15 protein-coding genes are annotated in these 17,604 nt (G+C 44.8%); 10 read left to right on the top strand and 5 right to left on the bottom strand.

The window, feature by feature from the left end; all coding sequences use genetic code 11:
• Window positions 1-3: 3 nt before the first annotated feature.
• A complete protein-coding gene (locus CKW00_RS00215; protein WP_095820835.1) occupies window positions 4-414 on the bottom strand; it encodes a very short patch repair endonuclease in 411 nt (136 codons plus the stop codon).
• Between the two features lie 323 nt (window positions 415-737).
• Here CKW00_RS00215 and CKW00_RS00220 point away from each other — a divergent pair, with 323 nt between their 5' ends.
• The 6 genes from CKW00_RS00220 (at window position 738) to CKW00_RS00245 (ending at window position 9,358) form a co-directional block, all read left to right on the top strand.
• A complete protein-coding gene (locus CKW00_RS00220; RefSeq protein ID WP_158221251.1) occupies window positions 738-3,425 on the top strand; it encodes a Z1 domain-containing protein in 2,688 nt (895 codons plus the stop codon).
• A 5-nt stretch (window positions 3,426-3,430) separates the two neighbouring features.
• Complete coding sequence (locus CKW00_RS00225) at window positions 3,431-5,449, top strand: hypothetical protein (protein ID WP_095820837.1); 2,019 nt, start codon at window positions 3,431-3,433, stop codon at window positions 5,447-5,449.
• Window positions 5,450-5,594: 145 nt separating this feature from the next.
• Window positions 5,595-6,380 carry a hypothetical protein gene (locus CKW00_RS00230; RefSeq protein ID WP_143544209.1) on the top strand — a complete coding sequence of 262 codons (786 nt, stop codon included), beginning with the start codon at window positions 5,595-5,597 and terminating at the stop codon, window positions 6,378-6,380.
• A complete protein-coding gene (locus tag CKW00_RS00235) occupies window positions 6,380-7,069 on the top strand; it encodes a hypothetical protein (RefSeq protein WP_095820839.1) in 690 nt (229 codons plus the stop codon). Before CKW00_RS00230 ends, CKW00_RS00235 begins: the two co-directional genes overlap by 1 nt.
• Entirely contained in the window at window positions 7,050-8,438 is a 1,389-nt protein-coding gene (locus CKW00_RS00240; RefSeq protein ID WP_233129679.1) for a DNA cytosine methyltransferase, read from the top strand. The genes CKW00_RS00235 and CKW00_RS00240 overlap by 20 nt, the downstream gene beginning before the upstream one ends.
• Entirely contained in the window at window positions 8,438-9,358 is a 921-nt protein-coding gene (locus tag CKW00_RS00245; protein WP_095820841.1) for a PD-(D/E)XK motif protein, read from the top strand. The genes CKW00_RS00240 and CKW00_RS00245 overlap by 1 nt, the downstream gene beginning before the upstream one ends.
• A gap of 528 nt (window positions 9,359-9,886) precedes the next feature.
• Here the strand turns inward: CKW00_RS00245 and CKW00_RS13625 are convergent.
• A complete protein-coding gene (locus tag CKW00_RS13625) occupies window positions 9,887-10,060 on the bottom strand; it encodes a hypothetical protein (RefSeq protein WP_158221252.1) in 174 nt (57 codons plus the stop codon).
• Window positions 10,061-10,241: 181 nt separating this feature from the next.
• Here CKW00_RS13625 and CKW00_RS00250 point away from each other — a divergent pair, with 181 nt between their 5' ends.
• The gene (locus CKW00_RS00250; protein WP_143544210.1) at window positions 10,242-10,469 is read left to right on the top strand and encodes a hypothetical protein; all 228 of its coding nucleotides are present in this window, start codon (window positions 10,242-10,244) and stop codon (window positions 10,467-10,469) included.
• A gap of 17 nt (window positions 10,470-10,486) precedes the next feature.
• Here CKW00_RS00250 and CKW00_RS00255 read toward each other — a convergent pair whose 3' ends face one another.
• The gene (locus tag CKW00_RS00255) at window positions 10,487-12,421 is read right to left on the bottom strand and encodes a DUF2075 domain-containing protein (protein WP_095820843.1); all 1,935 of its coding nucleotides are present in this window, start codon (window positions 12,419-12,421) and stop codon (window positions 10,487-10,489) included.
• A 283-nt stretch (window positions 12,422-12,704) separates the two neighbouring features.
• Here CKW00_RS00255 and CKW00_RS00260 point away from each other — a divergent pair, with 283 nt between their 5' ends.
• From CKW00_RS00260 to rbsK, 3 genes are read left to right on the top strand one after another with little or no spacing between them, the layout of a single operon-like run.
• The gene (locus CKW00_RS00260; RefSeq protein WP_095821040.1) at window positions 12,705-13,937 is read left to right on the top strand and encodes a NupC/NupG family nucleoside CNT transporter; all 1,233 of its coding nucleotides are present in this window, start codon (window positions 12,705-12,707) and stop codon (window positions 13,935-13,937) included.
• A 24-nt stretch (window positions 13,938-13,961) separates the two neighbouring features.
• Complete coding sequence (locus CKW00_RS00265; protein WP_095820844.1) at window positions 13,962-14,906, top strand: nucleoside hydrolase; 945 nt, start codon at window positions 13,962-13,964, stop codon at window positions 14,904-14,906.
• A gap of 38 nt (window positions 14,907-14,944) precedes the next feature.
• The gene (gene rbsK / locus CKW00_RS00270) at window positions 14,945-15,829 is read left to right on the top strand and encodes a ribokinase (RefSeq protein ID WP_095820845.1); all 885 of its coding nucleotides are present in this window, start codon (window positions 14,945-14,947) and stop codon (window positions 15,827-15,829) included.
• Between the two features lie 55 nt (window positions 15,830-15,884).
• Here rbsK and pstB read toward each other — a convergent pair whose 3' ends face one another.
• Window positions 15,885-16,706 carry a phosphate ABC transporter ATP-binding protein PstB gene (pstB, locus tag CKW00_RS00275; protein ID WP_095820846.1) on the bottom strand — a complete coding sequence of 274 codons (822 nt, stop codon included), beginning with the start codon at window positions 16,704-16,706 and terminating at the stop codon, window positions 15,885-15,887.
• An 18-nt stretch (window positions 16,707-16,724) separates the two neighbouring features.
• Window positions 16,725-17,603: a phosphate ABC transporter permease PstA gene (gene pstA, locus CKW00_RS00280; protein ID WP_095820847.1), complete on the bottom strand. Its 879-nt coding sequence runs from the start codon at window positions 17,601-17,603 to the stop codon at window positions 16,725-16,727.
• Between the last annotated feature and the right edge of the window lies 1 nt (window position 17,604).

Genomic DNA, 17,604 nt, shown 5'->3' on the forward strand with positions numbered 1-17,604 from the left:
GGTTCACTTACGCCTATCTATAAAGGCGGCTATTTTATCAATTGTATTATCCAGATTTTCTTTAACTTCATGCTCCCATATTCTCAGGATGTTCCAGTTGTTCTGCTCATAGTAATTATTAACCTCCCGGTCCCTTTCCACATTTCTATTGAGTTTCTTTTTCCAGAAATCTGCATTAGTCTTCGGTAAGTTACCGTGTAGAGGACACTGATGAAAAAAACAGGAGTCAATGAAAATAACTATCCGGTATTTCTTTATTGAAATATCCGGTGTGCCAAAAAGATCTTTAGTATTTCTCCGAAAGCGATACCCTTTTCTCCAAAGCTCGCTCGTTACTATGCTTTCCAGCCTGGAAACTGAACGAATTGCTTTCATGTTGTTTTTTCTTTGTTCTTTGGACATTACATCTGCCATAATGATTCTCCTTTTTTGTACCATTTCCTGTCCGGAGAAGTTTATAAACCATGCAGATATCAAAAAAGTAATTATTATGGCTGCAACTTTTTGTCAGCGCTTTCATTTATTGACGTAACGGGATGATCTTTAGTTGTAATCTCCTGCAATAATTAATAAAATTACAGTAATAGTAAAAAAGGGGTGTCGGTATGCCTAACATTCATGCAAGCAATTTTGACGTCGTTCGCGCCTATGTTTCAAATGCCCGTAAAAATAATAAAAGCTGGGAAGAAATCCTCTTCCAAAATTCAGAAAAGTATACTCTAGAGCAAATTATAGATATGAAGGTTGACTTAGGAGAATTCCCTGAGGATACCACTCTGGAGAGTTTTCAGCAGATTGTCGAAGAACGAAGAGAAGCAGAGAAGGAAGAGGAAAAGCTCAGAATCTCAGAGGAAGAAACAATCATTATTTCCGATGAGGGAGAGGAGAACGAGATCACTGTTCCTGCCCACGAAAACTCTTCCTGGCAATTATATAAGCGCAAACTTATTGAGGACGGGTTCACGGATGATTCTATAATCAAACTTGAAGACTCCACCCTTCAAATACTGAGAAAACTGAATAGCGGGGCGACTTCTTCGAAGGTTGTTAAAGGCCTGATGGTGGGACACGTCCAGTCGGGTAAAACAGCGAGTATGGCTGCGTTAATGGCTATGGCTGCGGACTGGGGATGGAATTACTTTGTCATCCTCTCAGGAATGATTGAAAACCTCCGTTCTCAAACGGAGAAAAGGCTCTGGGAGGATCTGAATCATTCCGGTAATCTTAAATGGAATATTATAAACAAACCTTCAAGGAATTCACCGGAAAATGAAAGGCTGCAATCTTTGCATCTGAATAAAAGGGACACCCAGAGATATTTCACAGTCAGTCTGAAGAATCAGGGCAGACTTAAAAACCTGAACCAGTGGCTGAAGGAAGACGAAAATAAGTTGAAGAAAATGAACATGATTGTAATTGATGATGAAGCGGACCAGGCAAGCATTAATACAAAAAACATTGATTCCGATGAACGGGCAAAAATTAATCAGCTGGTAGTGAATCTGGTGGAAGGCAATGAGAGGAAGGTCCAGCCAAGTTCCACCAACTATATAAGTTATACGGCTACCCCCTACTCAAACTTTTTGAATGAATCAGCCCCCGAATCGCTGTACCCGAAAGATTTTATAGGTGCTCTTCCTACAGCAAAAGAATATTTTGGCCCTAAAGAAATCTTCGGTATGGAAGAAGAAGGGTTTGAAGGAATGAACGTTGTACGGGGAATCAGTGAGGAAGAAGTGACAAGAGTGAAAAATCTGGAAACCGGGGAGTCCGGTCGACTTCCCCTTTCTATGAAGCACTCCCTGGCCTGGTTCATAATTTCAGTGGCCAGTTTAAGGCACCCTTCCATTGATTATATTAAGCCGGTCAGTATGCTGGTTCACACCAGCCAGAGACAGGAGCACCATGATCGTGTTGCCGCAGCAATACACAATTATCTGAAAGAAACCCCGCTGGAGGAGCAGATACAGTTCTGCAGGGAAGTTTATAAAAAAGAGACTGCAGCTTTCACCCCGGCTTCCCTGAAAGAAAGTGTGCCTGGTTACCCTGTCGAAAAAGAAGATTTAAATAATTATCCTCCGTTTGAAGAAATAGAGGAAGAGATTAAAAACATTATTGAAACAAATGTTTCACACATTATGCTTGGGGATGATGGTGATCTCCATTATCACGAGGGCATGCATCTCTGCATAGATAACTGTTCAAAAAACGGTATCAACGATGACTTTCATATTAGACTGGCTTATCCTGATAAACGAAGCAGGAATTACCCGGATAAAGCCCCTGCTTTCATTATAATCGGCGGAAGCACTCTTTCCAGAGGGCTTACTATTGAAGGGCTTGTCAGCACGTATTTTCTGAGAGGACCTAATGCTTCCGACACTCTTATGCAGATGGGAAGATGGTTCGGTTTCAGAAAAGGATATGAAGTTTTCCCCCGTATATGGATGACAGCTGACACCAGGGAAAAATTCCGATTTTTATCTAACCTGGAGGCGGAACTGCGTGAAGAGCTGGATGATTTCGCAAAAACAGGAAGACGTCCTGCAGAATATGGACCAAGGGTTAAAAACACCCCCAAGGTCAGCTGGATGAGGTTAACCGCGGCTAACAGAATGCAGAGTGCTCAGGCTGTGGACCTTGATTTCTCCGGTACTTCCAACCAGATGATTCACTATCATGAGGACAGTTCGATTCTTTCAAGGAACGTGGCAGCAACTGAATCTCTAATAAAAGAATGTCCGGCCCCCTATCAGTCTATTCTAAAAAATTCCATTGTGCATGAAGGGGTGGACTTTTCAATAATAAAGGAATATCTGACAAAAGGGATGACCTTTCACCAGCGTTCCACTGTTTTTAATCGGATAAATGAATTTTGTGAATGGTTTGAGAAAGCTGACCGGGAAGACAACAGCTTCACCGGATGGAACGTAGTGGTCTCAGGTACCGGGAATCCCCTGGAAGCCGGAAGCGATAAAAGAAAGGTGTGGAATTTGTCAGGGTTCAACATAGGAATGGTAAACCGCTCTGCTCTTGGCAAGGAAGAGCAGTACGAAAACCTTAATTTCAAAAATATTGGTGTTTTACGGGCTCCTAGTGATTTAGTTGCGGATATTCCAGAAAAGCATTTCGAAGAATTTAAACATGAATCTAAAGCCACTTCCAGACTGAAAAATAGCGAAGTAAGCAGGCTCCGGGAAAAGTATTCACTGGGAAATACTCCTCAATTGTTAATTTACCGTATCGATAAAGATTCGAAACCACGGGCCGGGCAGGAAACATCAAACAGAAGTAATCTGAATCTGCCCGTGGACCCGGTCGGGATTTGTATATATATCCCGGGAGATCAGAGAAAAGGATCTAAAGCAAAAGCCCTGCAGATTAAAATCGATCCTGCGCAGGAAAATTTTGAAACCGAGGAGTGATTAATTTGACAGAACTCAGTATTGATATTGCTGAAGTGGAGAGAATGGGTCAGAGGGGAAGTTCACTGTTACGATCAATTCAGAACGAAGAGCTTCCTGCTCTTGACCTGCTGGTGAGAGAAGCTCTCCAAAACAGTCTTGATGCCAAAAGGGAAGGGTTCTCGAACGTCCAGGTGGACCTCAACCTCAAAACTTTTAATAAGAACGAAGTTCTTCAGTATTTTGAAGGGCTGCAGGACACCATTGGGAATTTTTTTACGGAGACCAAACAGAAAGCTCTGACTATAAGCGATTCCAATACTGAAGGTTTAACGGGGCCGTTAAGTTATGAAGAAATGGAGAGCAGGGATGATCAGGGTAACCTGCTTAATTTAATATATGAAATAGGACGCCCCCAGGAAAAAGAAGGTGCCGGAGGTTCCTGGGGTTTGGGTAAAACAGTTTATTTCAGAGCAGGGATCGGACTGGTTATATACTATTCCAGAATCCTGAAAGAAGATAACACTTATGAATCCCGTCTTGCTGCATGTCTTATCGAAAATGAGGAAAAAATAGAAGAAGAAACGTTTATTCCGTATTCTTCCGACCATAAATTAAAACGGGGCATAGCCTGGTGGGGGAGAAGTGAAGGAGACAAAACAGTACCGATTACTGAGGAAAATGAGATCGATCTTATTTTGCAGTCATTCAATATTGAACCATATAAAAATGAAGAGACAGGGACTACTGTAATTCTCCCATTTATTCAGGAAAAGAATTTACTTGGCGAAAACGGAGACAGACAACAGCTCCCTTGGGAAAGTTCCATTGAAAAGTACTTAAAAATAGCTGTGCAAAGATGGTATGCCCCGCGACTGAATAACACTTATTATCCCTATGGAGGGAGGCTGGAGTGCGCAGTTAATAATGATTTCGTAACAAGAGAGAAAATGGAACCGGTTTTTCTTTTGATGCAAAATTTATACAATCTAACCGTAGATGAAGACGGCCATAAAGAAAAGCTTCAGGAAATTGAATATTACGTGGAAGATATAAACACCCGGGGTATATTAAAAGAATCGGAAGCCGGGAAACTTTCATTCGCGATCGTACACGAGGACAAACTGAGAATGGCACCTCCCGATAACCTTCCTTCTCCTTATCGATATTTTGATATAGTGAACTACGGAGAAAATGAAAATTATCCCATTATCAGTCATACACGGATGCCGGGCATGATAGTAAGTTATAATACTTCCGGCGGGTGGGTAAATAAAGTCAACACTCAGGATGAACACCATTACCTGATAGGTATTTTCGTTCCGAATTCTACCAATGAAATAACTGACGTTCACTTCAGAGAATGGACTCCTAACGTTGAAGCTTACTTAAGGAGCACCGAAAAAGCCGACCACCGGTCTTGGGCAGACGCCCCCTATAGGGGACACCGGTTAAACCTGGTGGACAGAATACAGAAAACACTTACTAAACGAATAAACAATAAAATAGGACGTAAAGATAAGCCAACTGACACTCAACGGGATGCCCAGCTTAGTAATATAGTCGGTCAGGCCATTCTGCCCCCGCGGGGATATGGCAAGAGCAGCGGTAAGGCCGGAGGTAAAACCGGGGGAGGGACCTCTTTTGGCGGCAGAAAAGATTTCTCTTACAAAATTCAGGATATAAATATTCATTCAATAAACGAAACGGAAATATCTTTTTCCATTAAATCTTCCGGAAATAATGCGGCTATGCTTGAGATATCGGCACTTTCGGAGCAGGGAACTGTACGTGCCGATAAGTGGGAAAAAGATATAGAAACCCGCTTCCCTTTCTCTGTAAAACAAATTACTCTGGAAGAGGATGTGGGAGTTGAACCAATTGTTACGGAAGAATTCGGGAGATCCTACGGGGAAGTTCTCGATTTACCAGAAAGTAAGGATGAAGTCCATGGGAAAATCCTCGTGGAAAATGATGATCCACTAATACAGATGAAGATTTCAATTAATAAAGCCACAACTTTGGAGAGAACGGAAAATGAATAATATATCATTTTTTAAAACACTTAACGACGATATGCTTGCAGACACAGGTTATCAGGAAACGCCCGCAAAAATATACTTCTTTAAAGAAGGAAGAGAGATCGTGTTTACTCCTGAAATTCTTACGGAGGGAGCCACGAAAGAAGCCTTGCTTAAAGAAGAGACGTATAGTTTTGATTTTTCACAGGATGATTTACATTACAGCAAAAGAATCACCTTTCAAAATCACCAATATCTTTTTGGGAAAGAAGGTCTCGTAAGCGAGGAGGGGGAAATAGGCCTCGGAGTTAAATATTTCTCCAAGGAATCACAGCAGCAGTACACTAAAGTTCTTGCAAGTTTTAAAAAAGACACTCCGCCCCTTACTGACAAGCTGATCGATTTTGTTATACCGGGTGGTTATTTCCGGGGAAATATAGTAATTGAAATTATTCTTTTTGCTGTCACGCCTATAGCGGAGCACTTCCCTCTTACCAAAGGTACAGTACTTGGAAAACTGGAAAGTACAAAGTTTCTGCTGGAAGGGGAAGGAGGGTCATTCCCGATATTGCATCATGAGGATCCGAACGAACCGCTCTGGTGGGTGGACTGCAACTGGGAGGATGCGGCCATAGATACATTTCACGAAGACTACGTGTCCTTGAACATAAACCGGCAACACCCGGATGCCAAAGATTTAAAGTTAGATGCTATGCCGCAAGTTTCACCAATGTTGAAAAATGTCATAACTTCGGCCCTGTATATTATTGCTCAGAAGGTAATACAGGAAGAATATAATCTGACGAGTGAAGATGACACCTCAGATTTTGAAGAGGGTTCTATTGCTTCTGCTGTTTCCTACTTTCTTAAAGATATCGAAGAAGATAAGTCATCTCCGGAAATTTTAGCCAAGGAAATTCAAAAGTCAGTACACGAGAGATTTGAGGGAATGTAATGTGGAAAGAAATGTCGAAAAAAGAAGCTGACAAAGAATATAAAAAACTGATTGCCAGTAATTTTACCCCTTCCCTGAGAGATAATGAATTCGATGAAAAGCTGAGAACAGGAATTTGGGAACTTCATGAAGAAACACTCAGGGAAATGGATATTTCCGAGGGATCTAAATGGGGATATAAATATGACTACGCTTTTGGCTTGAAACTTTTTGATTTTCTCCAGAGAGGAGAATTCTTTCTTCCGATTCACCTGGCTGCTTCTACAGGAGTATGGCGTTTTCTCTCTGTTAATATTATGCCGGATATCGTTCACAGAAGGTGGGGAGATTCGCCTGTACGCTTCTATTTGCAACCGAACAGAATTTGGCTGAAAACTTTATGGTGGTACAGCTTTCTTTCTTGGCAGGGTGATGTTGAAAGCACCAAAGCGACCCTTGAACTTAACAGTACGGATACCATTGTGCAATTAGTGGAAAGGGCCGGGGCCAACGGCTACAGAGTAGATATGTCCAGAGAATTAATGAAGCAGTTCGGCAGGTTATTAAAAGAAGAGAATATCGACAGAGAAGAGACTTTTAGGAAAGTCATGAAGCTTAACACAGCCAGAACCAGATCTGTGGAACCGGGTCTGATTGAAGGCGGAACTGAGAGCTATGTGAGGGATCTTATTGAGTACGTTAAAAAGTAGCAGAGTAGAAGAGGAGAAACATTTGTCGCATAAATCAGATATAAGTGTAATAGATCTTTTTTCGGGATGTGGAGGTATGGCACTCGGGTTTGGACTCCAGAACTTTCATATAGCGGAGAGTGTGGAATTAGATCCTGCTGCCTGTCGGACAGCAAATTATAACCTTCACATTAAATCGAGTGGTAATTCGGCAGCCTGCAATTTAGATGTTAAAAATTACAGTTTTTCCGTACCGGAAAAGCCGGGTTCCAGGGTGATTACTATAGGAGGCCCTCCGTGTCAGGCATATTCAAATATTGGTAAAGCAAAAATAAGATCATTGGGAGAAGACCGTTTTGGATTGAATGATTCCAGAGCTTTTCTCTATGAAGAATTCTTAAGGGTAGCACTGGATGCTTCTTCTGATTTTATTGTCATGGAGAACGTTCCTGAGGCAGTAAACTTTTTCGGAAAAAATTTAGGGGAAGAAGTCTGCGCAGAATTGAAAAAAAGGGGATACAGGGCTTTCTGGACGATTCTTAATGCAGCAGACTACGGTGTGCCTCAGATTAGAGAAAGATTATTTGTATTTGCAGCCAAAGAGGAATACGGTGAGCCCTGGTTACCGGAACCTGTATGTCAAAGACCTGACAGGGGTTTCAGAACTCCAAACGAAAAAAGATTTAAGACATTTCTTAACTATTCTTTTTTTAAGGAACCAAAGCAACCTTCTGAAGCAGCTCCTTTATGGGTAACAGCAGGGGAAGCTGTGTCGGATCTTCCGTCTTTATTTAAAAGTGCTGATTCCAACTATCATTATTATAAATCAAATGTGCGGTTGCCCTACGAGTCTTCTCCTTTAAATTATTTCCAGAATAAGATGAGGGAGAACACAAGAGGGGCTGCATATGTTTCGGGGAATTCTTTCAGGTACACAGCACGGGATTTTCGTATATTTGAAGAAATGGGTTGGGGAGACGATTTTCGGCAGGCTTTCGACATAGCTGATAACCTTTTTCGAAAAGAAGCCGCAAGAAAGAATCTTACTAAGAAAAACAATCCTGAAGAATATAATTTGCTTCGGAAAAAGTTTGTTCCCCCTTATGATCGGGAGAAATTTCACAGTAAGTGGAAAAAACTGCACCCGGATAAACCTTCACACACACTTGTAGCTCATTTGGGTACAGACACTTACAGTCACATACATCCTTATGAACCCAGGGGGATAAGTATCAGGGAAGCTGCAAGACTTCAATCTTTCCCGGATGACTTTATGTTTCATGGAAGTATGGGGGATGCATATCGGCAAATTGGAAACGCGGTTCCCCCTCTTTTAAGTGAAGCGATTGCAAAGGCAGTTAAACGAAGTATGAAAATGGAGGAAGGATAATGGAACTGGTATATGTGTTAAGGGAATATTTTGCCTCTCTTGAATTAAACAGAATTCGTGAACTGCCGGTGGAACTGCTTGGCGAAGACTCCAAAGGTTGGGTAATTAAAGAAAAAAACGAGGTTGGAGTCGGCGTAATTATCAATAAGGATATTAATGTTAATGAAAGGTTCACCAATGTAAATTTTTATAATCGTCATATTGTAATTAACAATAGTACGGAAAATGTGCTGTTGCTGACTTGCGAAAACAACGATCAGCGATATGAATTTGCAAGTATTGCAGCTGTATTTCTTGATCCCGGTAAGGAAGGTATGGACCGAAAATTGCTGGAAACGGAGCCGCTTACCTGGTGGAAAAAATGGAAGGATTTAATCGGAAACGCCTCCGTAGAAAAAAGTGTTCACAGTATTTTGGGAGAAATGTTGGCAGTAAAGTATCTTGCTGAACAAAATTCCAAAGCATCTTTACCTAACTGGACAGGAGCTAAAGGACAGTCTGTAGATGTAGAACACGGGGATAGAAATTATGAAGTGAAAACCACGACAAATAAGTATGAAAATATAGTAAATATAAACAGCCAATTTCAATTGAGCAGTATATTTAATGCTGATCTGATTTTTGTCAGGGTAGAAGAAGTGTCCTCGGGCGTAACGTTAAACGAAATGGTGGAGGAACTGGAATACCTTGGTTTTGACAGAAAAGAAATAGAAGAGAATATGGAAAGGCTGGGGGTACCGGAGAATTCTTCTGCGAGGGAAAGAAACTTTGCTGTACTTGAAGGAAGAATTTACAAAGTTGCCGATAAATTTTCTGCTCATAAACTTAAAGATTCCCTGGGAGAAGCCTCCCCGCATATTTTAAAAATACAATATACTATAGATTTGACAGGCATACCGCATGAAGAAATTAAATTATAAAGGGCTGGTTTAAAAGAAAACCGTCAGAAACTTTATGAACTATACCCCGAACAATGCACTTAAATAAAAAGTGTCCATGTTCGGGGTTTTTGGTATGTTGAGACTCCAAATATATCTCATGAAAAAATTAACCAAACGATGCAGGAATATCGAATGCGCTAAAATAAATTGAAGTGTAATCGCGATTACGGAGAACCAGAAGTATTTTCTTAATGGCTACCGTATACGTTTATTACGTAAAGAGACAGGGATTGTATTTTTCTATCATCAGAAAGAACAGTCTTCTTCCAATTGCGTGCACCATCTGCCCTCCAGGAATCCAAAAGAAAGTAAGCGAGCCTGAATTGAAACAGTAGATGTCTCGACCGGGAAACCGTCGGGATCGAACAAGCAATTCAGGGCCCCTGGAGTATTAAAAGAACCATCTATACCGGGAGAGGCTTACAAAATGAACGATTGTCTTATAATAGTTTGATACTCTTATTAAATTGTTTATTATAAAGTCACAGCTCAGTTATCCGTTTTTGTTCACTTCAGTTGCTTAATTATAGCCTGAGCAGCAACCCGGGCGATCAACCCGATAAGAAGCATCACTCCCAAAACTACGAAAATATTATCTGATAGAACCATCCCTAATTGAACCCCTAAAAATAAAGCTACCCCAATCACAAGGCCTATAATGACTTTGTCTTTTCCTGTCATAGATTATCCTCCTCAAAAGTCAAAGCTCATTTCGTGAATCATTTTTTCTGACACGACTGATAGTTAATTGAATAAAGCTGCTCCCAAAATAGTTATGATCACGAGTGGCAAAAATACAAATACTGCTATAAGCACCTTTATATTATCTTTGTCAGTGAATAGAGACTTACGGTATATGTATATGAAAACTCCTATAAGAAGTAATGCAATGATTGTGATTGCCAAATCCACTGTTAACCCTCCAATAGCTCTTCGTAAGTCAATCTCCGATTTCAGTGTAGACAAAGCTTTATCCGGGAGACCGGACCTGGAACTCGGCAATACAGAAGGAAAGTATCCTCTGGGCCGCTCCGGTGCCTTCTACTGTGCCGATAAACGTTTGACTAACAAAATAACAGCCTTGCTGTAGAAAGTCGCTCTCATGTTTTAATTTCCATACTCATCATTTCTTTCCGCAACTTTCGAATATTCCGGGGAGAGATTTTCATAAACCGTCGCTTTTCTTAGCCGTTCCTGAAAGTATGCGTTCAATTCGGGATCCGTGCAGAAAATGAAACAGCCTTTCTGGCCCCGTGTCATAAGGGTACGGTACGTGTTCCGGATAATGTCATCAGCTACCTGCTGTGCTTTAATCGGATTTTCTTTGGCCATTTTTTTAATGCCGCGCAGGGACTGATCCGACTTGGCCCGTTTCGTGTAATCCGTCTTCACTTCTCCGTCTTTGAAATAAAGGTCGGGACCGATGATCACCCCCACATAATCAAACTCCAGTCCCTGGGAGGTATGGATACATCCGGCTTCCGCGACTGATTCCTGATCGATCGCCCAAATACTGTCCGACAGATTCCAGCTCATCTCAAACCCATATTCGGGCAGCGTGATATCCTTATAGGCCGTGTCTTTCCGCTGTTTCACCGGCCATTCCCAGCAGTAGCCGGCCAGCATGCGTGATTTATTATTCTTTTTGTTCAGTTCCTCGATATGACGAAGCATCCGGTGCGGGTCTTCATACACCCGGAAGTCATAGTCCACTCCGTAGTCGTTTTTATTGGCCGTATCACGGATTCCGAGAGTGTCCTCGAGCCAGGCGATGTAGGCTTCCGAGCCGTCACAACGGAACTGGGAAGCCAGTTTCCCCGTAATCAGTTCGGCTCCCGCTTCTTTTGTATACTGCTCGATCAGTTCCATGCTTCCGATGTCCTTAAGTGTGACCCGCTGCTTTTCGTCAATGAAGAACATAGTGAATTTGGCGGCATTAATCAGTTCTTTCACCTGATTTTCTCCCTGGTTGCCGTAGAAACCGGACTTTTCATTAAGCCGGTGCGCTTCATCGACCACGATGACGTCGAATTCATCCGGTTCGGATGTGGTGAAACTGCCGGAACCTTTGAACAGATTATTGATATGCGTCTTCTTCATCGTTCCCTGCAGCCGGGAGGCATAGACGGTACGGGGAGCTGAATTTTTGGAAACATACAGCACATTCAGCCCCTGGTTGATCAGGTTCACTAACAGATGAACGGCCATAACTGATTTGCCGGTGCCGGGGCCGCCTTCGATCGCCATAACGTGTTTCCGTTCCGAGTGTACGCCTTCGAGAGCCAGCTGGTAAGCCTGTTCGTAAAAAACCTTCTGTTCATCGATCATCCGGAATTCTTCGTTGCCTTCGAGCATGCTGCTTAAGGAATCCTGAAGAGACCTGGAAGGACGGATTCTGCCATGTTCTATTTCATAGATCAGATGGCGGTCGTCTCCGTGTACGATATATTTCTTGATGAAGGAGCGCAGCTTACTGATTTCTCCTTTCGTAAATACGGGGGCTCTGTCCAGATGTTCCTGGTAGTGCGCATCCGTCAGGGGATCGTCCGCTTCTTTCCGGTAGTTGTGCAGGTAGGCACAGGGATTGAGGGAAATATGTTTCCCCTGAACGTTTTCATTAAAATCTTCAATGAGAGCGGCGTAGGACCACGCCTGATAGGAAGGGTGCGGGAGAGGTCGTTTCCCTCCGCCTACGTAAGTGGATACGATAGCATCCTGCTCCTCGACTTTCTCCACCTCCGACCACTGTTTCAATTCAATGATGATGACGTGATCCTGGCTGCCATTGTTTCCGGATATAAGAAAGTCGACCCGTTTTGAGGTGTTGGGAATATTGAATTCAATAGCGACAGATGCATCTTCCGGTATGTCCTCATCCTGCATGACGTTCGACATGCGCTGAAGCGAGTTCTCCCACGATTTGATTTCCTGTTTGGAGGTCCGTCCGATTTTTTCCCGGTAGGAATGGTACAGGCGTTCCACGAGTTCTTCATTGATTACGTCAGAGACGAAGTCTGTTTTGGTGGATTCATAAATGATCATGAGGGTGCCCCTTTCCCGGTCCGCAATATTCGACCCTTTTACTTTCGTTACTGAATATCGTATCAGTACACTGGAATTTTTTCTATTCTTTTACATCTGCGCATCCCCTTGAGTGGATTCGATTTCCCTCTTTCAAAACAATTGTTTTTTTATTGAACTTTTGTTTGTTGTGCGCTATCATTTAAATAATTCTAAAAAATCAAAGGTTCCGGTGACTGACCAGCATGTTGTCTTCAGTGCGGCGTTAATTGTAACCGGTTACATCGAAGGGGTGTTTCAATTGATAAATATTTTGTGGGGGCTGTTAGGTATAGCCACCGTTCTCGGAATTGCATTTCTGCTGAGCGTGAAGAAAAAAGAGATTCATGTGCGGACGATCGGTCTGGCTCTTCTCATTCAGATAACGTTCGCCTTTCTGACGCTGAAATCGACGACCGGACGGGCAGCGCTGGAAGGGTTGTCGAACCTCGTCCAGAATGTCATCGGATATGCGAGTGAAGGGATCTCCTTTCTGTTCGGACCGCTGGTGGCCGGGGACGGGAATATTTTCGCTTTTCAGGTTCTGACGATCATCATATTTTTCTCATCTATGATTTCGATTCTGTACTACCTCGGAATCATGCAGTGGATCATTAAAACCCTCGGCGGCGGTCTGTCCCGACTGCTTCAGACGACCCGGCCGGAGTCGCTGGCGGCCGCAGCGAATATATTCGTCGGGCATACGGAGGCGCCGCTGGTCGTACGTCCGTTCATCAAGAAAATGAACGAGTCGGAGCTGTTTGCCATTATGGTCGGAGGAATGGGTTCTGTATCCGGCTCCATTCTCGTCGGCTACTCTCTCCTTGGTATTCCTCTGGAGTACCTGTTAGCCGCCAGTTTTATGGCGGCACCTTCGAGTCTATTGATAGCCAAAATGATTTTCCCCCTTCCTGCCGAAGTGAGGGAAAGTATAGCGGAAGGACCGGCAGAAGAAATCAATATCGATATGGCGGAAGACGAAAAACCCGCCAACATCATCGATGCTGCCGCAAGCGGAGCCTCCACCGGTGTGAAAATGGTCCTTGAGATTGCGGGGATGCTGCTGGCTTTTGTTTCGCTGATCGCTTTGATCAACGGATTGTTCGGAGCTGTAGGCGGTCTGTTCGGTATGGAAGACCTGACGCTCGAATTGATTTTAGGCGTCATCCTGTCTCCCGTCGCCTTTTTGATCGGGGTGCCGTGGGAAGAAGCGGTACGGGCCGCTCAGTTCATCGGACAGAAGGTGGTCATCAACGAATTCGTCGCTTTCGCCGGGCTCGGAGAAGTCATCGACAGCTTTTCCGCCAAAACGGCGATGATACTCAGTTTCGCGCTGGCAGGGTTTGCGAACTTCGGTTCCATCGCCATCCAGATCGGAGCGCTCGGATCTCTTGCTCCGGAGAGGAGAAACGACGTATCGAGGCTCGGGTTACGGGCGATGATCGGTGGTACGCTCGCCTCATTACTGAATGCGGCTATCGCAGGAATGTTTATTTAATAAAGGTATAAGGAGGAGTAAAGTATGGAAAATTATAAAAAAGTGATTCTGGACTGTGATCCCGGGCACGACGACGCGATGGCGATCATTCTGGCGGCTTCCGGCATAAGTAATCTGAAAATCGAAGCGATTACGACGGTAGCGGGAAACGTGGAAGTCGGGAAGAATACGCTGAACGCGCTGAAGGTTTGTGATATTTTAGGACTGGATGATGTTCCGGTCGCCGAAGGGGCGGAGCGTCCGATGGTGAAAGAGCGGGAAATCGCGGAGGCGATCCACGGAGACAGCGGGTTGGACGGCCCGATCCTGCCGGAAGTGCCCGATAAACAGACGGTGGATATTCACGCAGTGGATCTGATTATCGAAAAGATAATGGCATCGGACGGGGACATCACCCTGGTACCAACAGGTCCGCTTACCAACATAGCGATGGCGATGGTCAAAAATCCCCGGATTGTGCCGAAAATAAAAGAAATCGTCCTGATGGGCGGCGGAACATTCGGCAACTGGACCCCGGCTGCGGAGTTCAATATTTACGTGGACGCGGAAGCGGCGAAAGTCGTATTCGAAAGCGGCGTACCTATTGCCATGTTCGGGCTCGATGTGACGCATCAGGCCGTGGCCACCGACAGCGTGACGAAAGAACTGGACGAAATCGGCAATCCGGTATCCGGGTTCGTCGTCGAACTGCTGAAGTTCTTTGCGAAGACGTACAAAGAAGTGTTCGGGTTCGACGGAGCGCCGATCCATGATGCCTGCACCGTAGCTTATTTAATGGACGAATCTATTTTTGACATGCGTCACGTACGGGTAGATATAGAAACAAAGGGAGAATTTACGTACGGCATGACCGCCGTAGATACGCTGGCGGTTACGGGAAGAGAGCCGAACGTGAATTTCGCCTGTGGTCTTGATTCGGATAAATTCTGGGGGTTGTTCCGGGAGGCGCTCGCTTCCTATAGTGACTGAGGAAACGCCCCGACAGACAGAGAAAGGAGTGGTGCCGGATGAAGCGACCGGCTGTAACGGTAATCGGCAGTATTAACGTCGACATGATAACGAAGACCACTGTCGTTCCCGATCAGGGGGAGACGGTGCTTGGAGACGAGTTCCACATTAAATCCGGTGGAAAAGGCGCCAACCAGGCGATAGCTGCAGCCCGCCTCGGAGCGGATGTCTCCATGATCGGAAGAGTGGGGGATGACGCTCACGGGGAGGACATGATGCGGGTACTGGAGAGAGAATCGATCGACACGGCTGCCGTCGGGAAAACGGACGGGGCCCATACGGGAGTGGCCAACATCATCGTCTCCAATAACGATAACCGGATTACGATCGTTCCGGGAGCGAACAATGAAGTGTCCCGGGACTACGTCCGGCAGTTCGAGAAGGAGATTGCAGCCAGTGACATCGTACTGCTCCAGTTCGAAATTCCTCTCGAGACCGTCATGTACTGCCTGGAAGTGTGTGAAAAACACAGCGTCCCGGTGATTGTGAATCCGGCACCGGCACGTACTCTCCCCCGCGACTACTGGGAGAAAGCGGACTACATTACTCCGAACGAAAGCGAAGCGGCACAGCTGTTCAGTGAAGCGGAAATAAGTGGGGATCTGGCGGATAAGCTGGTCATCACTAAAGGCGAAGCCGGGGTGTCCTATAGCGAAAACGGGAAAACCGTGACGATACCGTCCTATTCCGTGACTCCCATCGATACGACAGGCGCCGGCGATACGTTCAACGGGGCGCTGGCTGTTGCGCTTGCCGGGCGCGAACCGATGGCTTCGGCAGTAAGGTTCGCAAACGCCGCTTCTGCTCTCTCGATCCGGAAGTTCGGAGCACAGGAAGGAATGCCCGGCCGGAATGAAATTCATGCTTTTCTTAATGATCAGTAAGCGTAAAGCTACTGTAAGATTCCACCTAAGCTCAGAGGCGCGGCGGAATGTTGAATCAGCCGAAGCGGCCGGTAATATAATCTTCCGTGCGCTTATCTTCAGGGTGGGAGAAAAGGGTAGCTGTGTCGGCATGTTCGACGACCTGACCGTTCAGAAAAAACGCCGTTTTATCCGAAATCCTCGCTGCCTGCTGCATATTGTGCGTAATGATGACAATACTGTAGCGTTTCTTAAGATTCTGGACGAGTTCTTCAATTTTCCCGGTAGAAACAGGGTCCAGGGCAGAGGTAGGTTCGTCCATCAGAATGACATCGGGTTCAATCGCGAGACATCTGGCAATGCAGAGACGCTGCTGCTGACCGCCGGATAATCCGAAGGCATTCTCGTCCAGCCGGTCTTTTACTTCGTCCCAAAGGGCGGCTTCCTTCAGACTCTTCTCCGCAATTTCCTCCAGGATTTTTTTCTTTTTGATCCCATGTGTCCTGGGGCCGTAGACGACGTTTTCGTAAATCGATTTCGGAAAAGGATTTGGATGTTGAAATACCATCCCTACGTTCGTCCTCAATTCTTCAACTTTATATTTCGGACTGAAAATATTTTCGCCATCGTATTTCACAGTTCCATTCATCCGGACGGACGGAACCAGTTCGACCATTCGGTTCAAGGCTTTTATGAATGTCGATTTTCCACAGCCTGATGGTCCTATGATCGCAGTAACTTTATTCATGGGTATACTCATGTCTATTCCATAAAGCGCCTGATTCTCGCCGTACCACAAGTTGAATTTTTCCACAGCATAAATTGCCTTCGTTTCTTCCTGTACCTTCTCTTTCAGAGAGACGAGTGATAGTTGTTTGTTATCCTTTACTGTGTTCATCATAGATTCCTCCCGGGTTCAGTATCGTTTCGAAAATTTATGCCTGATCAGAACAGCAACAGAATTCATAAGCAGGAGGATAAACAGGAGAATGATAATACCTGTCGAGGCGACCAGATGGAACTCCTCCTGGGGTCTTGCTGTCCAATTGAAAATTTGTATAGGCAGTACCGTAAAACCGGACCAGATGTTTTCTGGCAGATAAGCGATGAACGACAGTGCGCCAATCATCAATAAGGGAGCAGTCTCACCAATGGCCCGGGACAAAGCTAAAATTCCTCCTGTCAAAATACCGGGCAAGGCTGCCGGGAGTACTACCCGGCGTATGGTCTGCCATTTAGTGGCTCCCATGGCGTAGGAGGCTTCGTATTGACTATTCGGAATGGCTCTGATTGCTTCCTGGGAGGCTACCACGATAATCGGAAGAATCAACAGACTCATGGTGAACCCCCCGGCTATGATGCTTCTTCCCATCTCCATCAATCGGACGAATACGGTAAGTCCGAGCAGTCCGAAAACCACCGATGGTACGCCTGCAAGGTTGGATATATTCATTCGTATGAAACGGGTAAACATGTTTTCTTTAGCATATTCTTCTAAATAGATAGCTGTGCCGACCCCGAGCACGACTGAGACCGGTGCCGTAACCGCCATCAGCCATACAGAGCCTGTAATTGCTGCTTTTATCCCGGCTTCTTCCGGGAAACGTGAAGCAAAGCTCGTCAGAAAATCTATGTCCAGATACGGAAGCCCCTCCCGGAATATGCGGTAAAGCAATACGGCAAGGACAACGATTCCGAAGACGGAAGCCGAAAAGAAAATCTGGCGCATGATCCGGTTGCTGAAGAGTCGTTTCTTTCTTCTTCTTTGAACGAGCTGTTTATCGACCAGGTTCATA

It is taken from the genome of Salimicrobium humidisoli, from assembly GCF_002295105.1.
GTDB lineage: Bacteria > Bacillota > Bacilli > Bacillales > Halobacillaceae > Salimicrobium > Salimicrobium humidisoli.

Bases quoted from the DNA above. Each gene is read 5' to 3' on its own strand.
- CKW00_RS00250 (WP_143544210.1), top strand. From the start codon at position 10,242: ATGAAAACTCCTATAAGAAGTAATGCAATGATTGTGATTGCCAAATCC.
- CKW00_RS00220 (WP_158221251.1), top strand. From the start codon at position 738: ATGAAGGTTGACTTAGGAGAATTCCCTGAGGATACCACTCTGGAGAGT.
- CKW00_RS00215 (WP_095820835.1), bottom strand. From the start codon at position 414: ATGGCAGATGTAATGTCCAAAGAACAAAGAAAAAACAACATGAAAGCA.
- pstB (WP_095820846.1), bottom strand. From the start codon at position 16,706: ATGAACACAGTAAAGGATAACAAACAACTATCACTCGTCTCTCTGAAA.
- CKW00_RS00245 (WP_095820841.1), top strand. From the start codon at position 8,438: ATGGAACTGGTATATGTGTTAAGGGAATATTTTGCCTCTCTTGAATTA.
- rbsK (WP_095820845.1), top strand. From the start codon at position 14,945: ATGAAGCGACCGGCTGTAACGGTAATCGGCAGTATTAACGTCGACATG.
- CKW00_RS00265 (WP_095820844.1), top strand. From the start codon at position 13,962: ATGGAAAATTATAAAAAAGTGATTCTGGACTGTGATCCCGGGCACGAC.
- CKW00_RS13625 (WP_158221252.1), bottom strand. From the start codon at position 10,060: ATGACAGGAAAAGACAAAGTCATTATAGGCCTTGTGATTGGGGTAGCT.
- CKW00_RS00255 (WP_095820843.1), bottom strand. From the start codon at position 12,421: ATGATCATTTATGAATCCACCAAAACAGACTTCGTCTCTGACGTAATC.
- pstA (WP_095820847.1), bottom strand. From the start codon at position 17,603: ATGAACCTGGTCGATAAACAGCTCGTTCAAAGAAGAAGAAAGAAACGA.
- CKW00_RS00235 (WP_095820839.1), top strand. From the start codon at position 6,380: ATGTGGAAAGAAATGTCGAAAAAAGAAGCTGACAAAGAATATAAAAAA.